The sequence below is a fragment of the Spirillospora sp. NPDC052242 genome (assembly GCF_040679555.1).
In the GTDB taxonomy this organism is placed as follows: domain Bacteria; phylum Actinomycetota; class Actinomycetes; order Streptosporangiales; family Streptosporangiaceae; genus Spirillospora.
The window spans coordinates 1-8916 of the sequence record NZ_JBFAUZ010000100.1 but is presented as its reverse complement, the minus strand read 5'-3'; the positions used below and the strand labels follow the sequence as shown (position 1 = coordinate 8916).

Annotated in this window: 6 protein-coding genes; 5 read left to right on the top strand and 1 reads right to left on the bottom strand. The window is 75.0% G+C overall.

Annotation, left to right across the window (positions count from 1 at the left end; translation table 11 throughout):
* The 5 genes from AB0L25_RS40685 to AB0L25_RS40665 all read left to right on the top strand — a co-directional run.
* A partial coding sequence (locus AB0L25_RS40685) for a condensation domain-containing protein (RefSeq protein ID WP_500178968.1) occupies positions 1–2412 on the top strand: 2412 nt, incomplete at its 5' end.
* The gene (locus AB0L25_RS40680; RefSeq protein WP_500178967.1) at positions 2409–6338 is read left to right on the top strand and encodes an amino acid adenylation domain-containing protein; all 3930 of its coding nucleotides are present in this window, start codon (positions 2409–2411) and stop codon (positions 6336–6338) included. The genes AB0L25_RS40685 and AB0L25_RS40680, both read left to right, overlap by 4 nt.
* Before the next feature lies 1 nt (position 6339).
* Positions 6340–6549 carry an MbtH family protein gene (locus AB0L25_RS40675; RefSeq protein WP_500178965.1) on the top strand — a complete coding sequence of 70 codons (210 nt, stop codon included), beginning with the start codon at positions 6340–6342 and terminating at the stop codon, positions 6547–6549.
* Complete coding sequence (locus AB0L25_RS40670) at positions 6542–7180, top strand: GNAT family N-acetyltransferase (RefSeq protein WP_500178963.1); 639 nt, start codon at positions 6542–6544, stop codon at positions 7178–7180. The genes AB0L25_RS40675 and AB0L25_RS40670 overlap by 8 nt, the downstream gene beginning before the upstream one ends.
* Entirely contained in the window at positions 7177–7911 is a 735-nt protein-coding gene (locus AB0L25_RS40665; protein ID WP_500178961.1) for a thioesterase II family protein, read from the top strand. Before AB0L25_RS40670 ends, AB0L25_RS40665 begins: the two co-directional genes overlap by 4 nt.
* A 33-nt stretch (positions 7912–7944) precedes the next feature.
* On the opposite strand, the gene AB0L25_RS40660 is transcribed toward AB0L25_RS40665, so the two are convergent.
* On the bottom strand, positions 7945–8916 hold a 972-nt coding region (locus tag AB0L25_RS40660; protein WP_500178960.1), incomplete at its 5' end, for a S1 family peptidase.

The following is an 8916-nucleotide window of genomic DNA, read 5'->3' as shown; positions in this document are numbered from 1 at the left end:
TCGCGGCACCAGGAGAACGCTCCGACGCTGGTCAACATGTACGGGATCACGGAGACGACCGTGCATGTCTCGTACATCGCGCTCGATCGGGCGTACGCGGCGACCGCGCCCGGCAGCATCATCGGGACCGGCATCCCCGACCTGCGCGTCTACGTGCTCGACGACTACCTCCAGCCCGTTCCGCCCGGCGTCGTGGGCGAGCTGTACGTGGCCGGTCCCGGGCTCGCGCGCGGCTACCTCAACCGTCCGGGACTGTCCGCGGAGCGGTTCGTCGCCGATCCCCACGGCAAACCGGGCACCCGCATGTACCGCACGGGCGACCTGGGCCGGTGGCGCCGCGACGGGGCACTGGAGTACCTCGGGCGCGCGGACCAGCAGGTTCAATTGCGCGGGTTCCGGATCGAGTTGGGCGAGGTCGAGGCGGCCCTCACCCGCCACGAGGAGATCCGCGACGCGGCCGTGGTCGTCCGGGACGATCGCCTGGTTGCCTACGTGGTGGGCTCGGGCGTCGACTCGGGGGAGCTGCGGCGTTTCGTCGGCCGTGATCTGCCCGACTACATGGTCCCGGCGGTCATCGTCGAGCTGGACGCGCTGCCGCTCACGGTGAACGGGAAGCTCGACCGCAAGGCGCTTCCCGAACCCGACTTCTCGGCCAAGGTGTCCTCTCGTACTCCCTCCACCCCCGAAGAGGAAACCCTTGCCCGCCTGTTCGCCGAGGTGTTGAACCTGGAGCGGGTCGGGGTGGACGACGGGTTCTTCGATCTGGGCGGTGACTCGATCATCGCGATCCAGCTCGTCTCCCGTGCCCGCCAGAGCGGCCTGGTGATCACCCCTCGCGAGGTGTTCCAGCATCAGACCGTCGAGGAACTGGCGGCCGTCGCGCGTCCGGTCGGGGAGGACGAGCAGGTCGAGGCGGAACCGCCCGGCGCGGGGATCGGGCAGGTCCCCGCGACGCCGATCATGCACTGGTTCCGGGAGCTGGACGGGCCGGTCGCCGGCTACAGCCAGCGCATGCTGCTCCAGGTGCCGCCGTCCCTCGGCGTCGCGGAGCTGACGCGGGCGCTGCGCACGGTCATCGACCACCACGACATGCTCCGCCTCCGCGTGCGCGGCGCCGAGTTCGAGGTCGCCGAGCGGGGGACGGTCGACGCGGCGCCGCTCGTCCGGCGCGTGGACGTCGCCGGGCTGGACGGCGCGGAGCTGCGGGCGGTCCTCGCCGCGGAGGCCCGCGCCGCGCGCGACCGGCTCGACCCCGAGGCGGGGACGATGGTGCGGCTCGTCTGGTTCGACGCCGGGCCGGACCGCTCGGGGCGCCTCCTGCTCACCCTGCACCACCTGGTCGTCGACGGCGTGTCGTGGCGCGTGCTGCTGCCCGACCTCGTCGCCGCGTGGGCCGGGGGGACGCTCGAACCCGTCCCGACGTCGTTCCGCCGGTGGGCGCAGCGGCTCGCCGCCGAGGCGTCCGACCCGGCCCGCGCCGCCGAACTGCCGCTGTGGGAGGACGTCCTCGCGACGCCCGACCCCGTGCTGGGCGCCCGCCCGCTGGACCCGGCCGCCGACACGTTCGGCGCCGCCCGGCACCGCACGGTGAGCCTGCCCGCCGACGTCACCGGGCCGCTCCTCGCGGACGTCCCGGCCGCGTTCCACGGGCGCGCCAACGACGTGCTGCTCACCGGGCTGGCGCTGGCCGTCGCCGAGTGGCGCCGCGACCGGGGCGTGACGGACGAGACGGCGGTGCTCGTCGACCTCGAGGGGCACGGCCGCGAGGAGATCGTCCCGGGCGTGGACCTGTCGCGGACGGTCGGCTGGTTCACGTCGATCTTCCCGGTGCGGCTCGACGCCGGCTGGGTGGAGCCGTCCGACGTCCGCGAGGGCGGCCAGGCGGTCGGGACCGCGCTGAAGCGGGTCAAGGAGCAGCTCCGGGAGATCCCGGACAACGGGGTCGGGTTCGGGCTGCTGCGGTACCTGAACCCGTCGTCGGCGGCGCGGCTCGCCGGGCGCCCGCACCCGCAGATCGCGTTCAACTACCTGGGGCGGTCGGCCGTCCCGGAGGCCGCCGACTGGGGCCCGGCCGCGCAGGCGGAGTCGGACGCCCTCGGCGGCGGGCAGGACGACGCGCTCGCGCTCGTCCACGCGATCGAGGTGAACGCCCACACCCGGGACCTGCCGGACGGCCCCGAACTGACGGCCACCTGGACCTACGCCGCGAGCCTGTTCGACGACGCCGCGATCGCCGACCTGGCCGGGCGCTGGACGGCGGCGCTGCGCGGCCTCGTCGCGCACGTCGTCGACGGCGCCGCCGACGGCCCGGTCGGCGGGTTCACGCCGTCCGACCTGTCGCTGGTGGACCTCGGCCAGGACGAGATCGACGAGCTCGCCGCGGAGCTCGACGGCGAATGGGAGGACGATTGAGCACGTCGCAACTCGAGGACATCCTCCCGCTGTCCCCCCTGCAGCAGGGGCTGTTCTTCCACGCCCTGTACGACTCGGGCCGCGACGTCTACACGGCGCAGATCGTGTTCGACCTGCGCGGCCCGCTGGACGTGGACGCGCTGCGGGCCGCCGCCGCGACGCTGCTGCGCCGCCACGCGAACCTGCGCGCCGGGTTCCGGCAGCGCAAGGAGGGCTCGCCCGTCCAGGTCGTGCACCGCACGGTGAGGCTGCCCTGGCGGGACGCCGACCTGAGCGGCCTGCCGGACGCCGACCGGGAGGCGGAGGCGCGGCGGCTCGCGGACGCCGAGCGGGCCCGGCCGTTCGACATGGCGAAGCCGCCGCTGCTGCGGTTCCTGCTCATCCGGCTGGGCGACGGCCTGCACCGCATGGTGTTCACGAACCACCACATCCTGTTCGACGGCTGGTCCACGCCCGTCCTGCAGACCGAGCTGTTCGCGCTCTACCTGGCGAAGGGCGACGACACCGGCATGCCGCGCGTCGCCCCGTACAAGAACTACCTCGCGTGGCTCGCGCGGCAGGACCGGGCCGCCGCCGAGGACGCCTGGCGCCGCGCCCTCGACGGGTTCACCGAGCCCGCGCTCGTCGCGCCCGGCGCGTCCGAGCCCGGCGCGGAAACACCGGGACGGGTCCGCACCCGCCTCACCGAAGACCTCACCGCCGCGCTCAGCGCGCGCGCCCGCGCGCAGGGCGTCACCCTCAACACCGTCCTGCAGCTCGCGTGGGGCGTGCTGGTGGGCCGCCTCACCGGGAGCACGGACGTCGTGTTCGGCGCCGCCGTGTCCGGACGGCCCCCCGAACTGCAGGGCGTCGAGCAGATGATCGGCCTGTTCATCAACACGCTGCCGATCCGGGTGCGCGTCCGTCCCGCCGACACGGTCGCCGCCGCGCTCACCCGCCTGCAGGACGAGCAGGCCGCGCTGATGCCGCACCACCACCTCGGCCTCGCCGACGTCCAGCGGCTCGCGGGCGGCCGGGCGCTGTTCGACACGATGACGGTGCTGGAGAACTACCCGTTCGACCCCGACGCGGCGGGCACCGACCTCGGCGGGCTGTCCCTGCACGGCGTGGACGGCCACGACGCCAGCCACTACCCGCTGACGTTCGCCGCCGTCCCCGGGCGGTCGCTGTCGCTGCGGATCGACCACCGCACCGACCTGTTCCCGCCGGACGACGCCGAACGGCTGATGCGGCGGTTCGTCCGGATCCTCGACGCGATCGCGCACCGGCCCGCCCTGCCGCTCGGCCTCATCGACGTCCTCGACGGGGACGAACGCGCCCTCGTCCTGCGCGACTGGCAGGGCCCGCGCACCGACCGCGCCGCCCGCACCATCACCGGCGCGTTCGCCGCCCGGCTCGCCCGCACCCCCGACGCCGTCGCCGTCCGCACGCCGCACACCGGCGCGGCGCTCACCTACGCCGAACTGGACGAGCGCGCCAACCGGCTCGCGCACCGGCTCATCGGGCTCGGGGTCGGGCGGGACGTGCCGGTCGCCGTGCTGCTGGAGCGGTCCGCCGACATCGCCGTCGCGTCCCTCGCGATCCTCAAGGCCGGCGGGGCGTACGCGCCGATCCACCACGGGTACCCGGCGGAGCGCACGGCGTGGGCGGTCGCCGAGGTCGCGGCGCCCGTCCTCGTGGTGAACGCGCCGATGCGGGAGCGCGCCGCGGACCTGGAGACGTCCGCGCACGTCCTCGACCTCGACGACGACCCCGGCCTCGCGGGCCTGCCCGGCACCGACCCCGGCGTCCCGTGCCACCCCGAGCAGCTCGCGTGCGTCCTGTTCACCTCCGGGTCGACGGGCGTGCCCAAGGGCGTGATGCTCCGGCACCGCGACGCCGTCGACCTCGCCACGGACGGACGCCTGCGCGGCGGGGCCCACGACCGCGTCCTCGTGCACTCGCCGCACGCGTTCGACGCGTCGATCTACGAGCTGTGGACGCCGCTGCTGCACGGCGGCACGGCCGTCGTCGCGCCGCCCGGCCACCTCGACGGCGCCGCCATCGAGCGGCTCGTCGCGGACGGCGACCTCACCGGCCTGTTCCTCACCACCACCCTGTTCAACCTCGTCGCGGACGAGCGGCCGCACGCGTTCGCGCGGCTCCGCGAAGTCCTCACCGGCGGCGAGGCCGGGTCCCCGGCGGCGATCCGCAAGGTCCTCGCCGCGTGCCCGGACACCGAGGTCGGCAACGTGTACGGGCCGACCGAGGCCACCACGTACACGACCGTCACCGGGCAGCGCGGCCCGCTCGCCGACCCCGCCGAGACGTCCGCCGTGCTCGGCCGCCCGATCGACGACATGCGCGTCTACGTGCTGGACGCCGGCCTGCGGCCCGTCCCGCCCGGGGTGGTGGGGGAGGCGTACATCGCGGGCGCCGGGCTCGGCCGCGGCTACCTGCGCCGCCCCGCCCTGACCGCCGGACGGTACGTCGCCGACCCGTACGGCGCGCCCGGCGACCGCATGTACCGGACGGGCGACCTGGTGCGGTGGCGCCCCGGCGGCACCCTCGAATACGTCGACCGCGCCGACTTCCAGGTGAAGGTGCGGGGCTTCCGCATCGAGCTCGGCGAGATCGAGGCCGCCGTCGCCGCGCACCCCGCCGTCGCGAACGTCGCCGTCGTCGCCCGCGAGGACACGCCCGGCGTGAAGTCGCTCGTCGCGTACGTCGTCGCCCCCGGCCTGCCGCGGGACGGGGGCGGGACGGACGGCCTGCGGCGGTTCGTCGCCCGCCGGCTGCCCGAGTACATGGTGCCGGCGGCGTTCGTCCGGCTCGACACGTTCCCCGTCGGGCCCAACGGCAAGCTCGACCGCCGCGCGCTGCCCGCCCCCGACTACGGGGAGGCCGCCGCCGGGCGCGACCCGCGCACCCCCGAGGAGGAGCGGCTCGCCGGGATCGTCGCGGGCGTCCTCGGCCTCGACCGGGTCGGCGCGGACGTCAGCTTCTTCGACCTCGGCGGCGACAGCATCACCGCGCTGAAGCTCGTCACCCGCGCCCGGCGGGCCGGCATCGAGCTGACGCCCCGCGACGTGTTCACCCACCAGACCGTCGAGGCCCTCACCCGCGCCGGCGACCCCGCGGACCGGCTCGGCTTCGAGGTGCTGCTGCCGATCCGGACGTCCGGGACGCGGCCGCCGGTGTTCTTCGTGCACCCCGCCGGGGGCCTCGCGTGGGGCTACCTCCAGTTCCAGCGGCACCTCGGACCCGACCAGCCCGTCTACGGGCTCCAGGCGCGGGCGTTCACGCGGTCCGAGCTGCCGGGGTCGGTCGGGGAGATGGCCGAGGACTACCTGGCGCAGATCCGCGCCGTCCGCCCGTCCGGCCCCTACCACCTGGCGGGCTGGTCGCTCGGCGGGCTCGTCGCCTACGAGATGGCCGTCCGGCTCCAGGCCGCGGGCGAGGAGGTCGGGATGCTCGCGCTCATCGACGCCTACCACGGGCAGGACCTCGAATCCGAGCGCCGCGAGGTCCTCCCCGAACTGCTCCAGGCCATCGGCATCGACGCCGGGATGATCGCCGCGGACGGCAACCCCGACATGGCGCGGATCATGGCGGTGCTCGCCGAACGCGAGGACGCCCTCGCCACCCTCGGCGAGGACGACCTCGTCAACGTCTACCGCAACTACGAGAACGGGCTCCGGCACGCCGAGGAGTACCGGCCCGGCCGGTACCGGGGCGACGTCGTGTTCTTCACCGCGCTCAAGGGCCGCACCGCCGACTCGCCCACCGGACGGACGAACTGGGGCCCGCTCGTCGACGGCGGCGTCGAGGAGTACCCGATCGACGTCGACCACCACCTGCTGATGGAGCCCGGCCCCGCCGCCGAGATCGGCGCCGTGCTCGCCGCCAGGCTCGACAAACTCCACAGCGAGACCGGAAAGGGATGACATGACGAACCCGTTCGAGGACCCCGACGGCACGTACCTCGTGCTCGTCAACCACGAGGGCCAGCACTCGCTGTGGCCGTCCTTCGCGGAGGTCCCCGCCGGCTGGACCGTGGCGAAGGACGAGGACACCCGCGACGCCTGCCTGCGGTACGTCGACGAGAACTGGACGGACATGCGGCCCAAGAGCCTCGTCGAGGCCATGGGTGACTAGCCCGGGAGAGCCCCTGGAGGTCCCCGCCGTCACCGAGTGGACGATGGAGATGCTCGACGCCGCCGACCTGCGGCCCGCGCCGCTGCCGGGCGTCGAGATGACGTTCACGCTGGCCGGGCGGCCGTCCGCCGAGGTCAACCGCGCCCTGTACGCGCTGGTCGGCGCCCGCGTCTGCTGGACCGACCGGTTCGGCTGGACGCACGCCGACTGGTGCGCCTGGGTGGAGCGGCCCGAGCTGAGCACCTGGATCGCGATGGCCGAGGGCACCGTCGCCGGGTTCTTCGAGATCGAGGCGCAGCCCGGCGGCGACACCGAGATCCACCTGGTCGGGCTCGGGCCCGCGTTCGTCGGCCGCGGCTGCGGCGGGTACCTGGTGGAGCAGTGCGTCCGGCGGGCGTGGCGGCGCGGCGAGCTGTGGGCGCCGGGCGCCGGCCCGGCCACCCGGGTGTGGCTGCGCACCAGCAGCCTCGACCACCCCAACGCGATGGCGAACTACCGGCGGCGGGGCTTTAAGGTGTCCGCGGAGACCGTTGCCCCCAAGCTCGTCCCCGACCCCCGGACGGCGCCGTGGCCGCTGCCGCACGACCCGCGCGCCGTCCCCCGCCGGGACGAGGAGGAGTTGATCACGTGAGCTGGTTCCGCTGCGCCGAGCCCCGCCCCTGGGCGTCCATGCGGCTGTTCTGCCTGCCGCACGCGGGCGGGTCGGCGGTGTTCTACCGGACCTGGGCCAAGGAGATCAGCCCCGCCGTCGAGGTCCACGCCGTCCAGTACCCCGGGCGCGCCGACCGGATGGGCGAGCCGCTCGTCGGCGACCCGCACCAGCTCGCGCGGCTCGTCGCGGGCGCGATGGCGCCGCTCGTCGACCGTCCCGCCGCGCTGTTCGGGCACAGCATGGGCGCCGTGATCGCCTACGAGGCGGCGCGGCTGCTGCAGGAGCGGGGGAGCGCCCCCGTGCACCTGTTCGCGTCCGGCGCCCGCCCGCCCCACGACCGGGGGGACGACCGGGTCGCCGACCGCGACGACGACGGCGTGGTCGCCGAGATGGTGAAGCTCGGCGGCACCGACGCCGAGGCGCTGCAGGACCCGGAACTGCGGGAGCTGGTCCTGCCGTACGTCCGCAACGACTTCGCGCTGATCGAGGGCTACGCGCACCGGGACGGCACCCGGCTCGCCGTCCCGGTCACGGCGATCATCGGGGACGACGACCCGCACGTCACGGCGGAGCAGGCCGCCGGATGGGGGGACGTCACCGACGGCCCGTTCGCCCTCAGGACGCTGCCGGGCGGCCACTTCTACCTGACCGACCGGCAGCCCGACGTCATCGCCGAGATCCTGCGGACCCTCGAGGTCCCCGCCGTCTAGCGCGGGACCCCGGGGGACCGGTACTCGCAGGGATCAGTACACGCTCAGCCCGTACCGGGACAGCGGCTCGGTGACCGGCTGGAAGAACGTGGTGCCGCCCCAGGTGCAGTTGCCGCTGCCGCCCGAGGTCAGGCCCAGCGCGGTCGACCCGGCGAACAGCGACCCGCCGCTGTCGCCGGGCTCGGCGCACACGGTCGTCCGGATGAGGCCGCTGACGCTGCCCTCCTGGTAGTTGACGGTCTGGTTGAGCGCGGTGACCCGCCCGCGGTGCAGGCCGGTGGTGCTGCCGCTGCGGGTGACGGTCTGGCCGACCGTCGCGTTCCCGGCCTGCGTGATGTCCTGCGTGCCGCCGCCGTACAGGTGGACGACGCCGCGGGTGTCCTGCGGCGTCGACGTGTACTGCACGACGCCGTAGTCGTTGCCGGGGAAGCTGCTGGCGGCGGTGCGGCCGAGGGTGCGCCCGCTGCCGTCGGTCCAGGTCGTCCCCATGGCGGTGCAGTGCCCGGCCGTCAGGAAGTAGTAGGTGCTGCCGCTCCGGACGTTGAAGCCGAGCGAGCAGCGGCCGCCGCCCGCGTAGATGGCCTGCCCGCCGGCGGTGAACATGCGGAACTCGCCGGCGACCCGCTCGGTGCGGACGGCCGCGCCGTGCTCGGCGGCCTCGCCGCGCACCTTCTGCAGGTCCGCGCCCTTGACGGTGCTGTCCATCGTCAGGACGACCTTGTTGGACGCGGGGTCGATCGCCCACGCGGTGCCGGGGACGGTCGCGTCCCGCTTCAGCTCGGCCATGACCTCCTTCAGGTCGGCGCCGCTGCGCTCGACCGTCTTCGGCTGCGCGCCCGCCGCGCGGACGGTGCGCGCCGCGGCGGCGTCGGTGACGGTCACGACGAGTTCGTTGGTGGACGAGTCGAGGTAGGCGCCCGCGCTGCGGGCGCCGAGCCGCTCGGTGAGCTGGGCCGCCACCTCGCCGGGAGCACCCGGGGCCGCGGGGGCGGCGGCCGCCGGCGG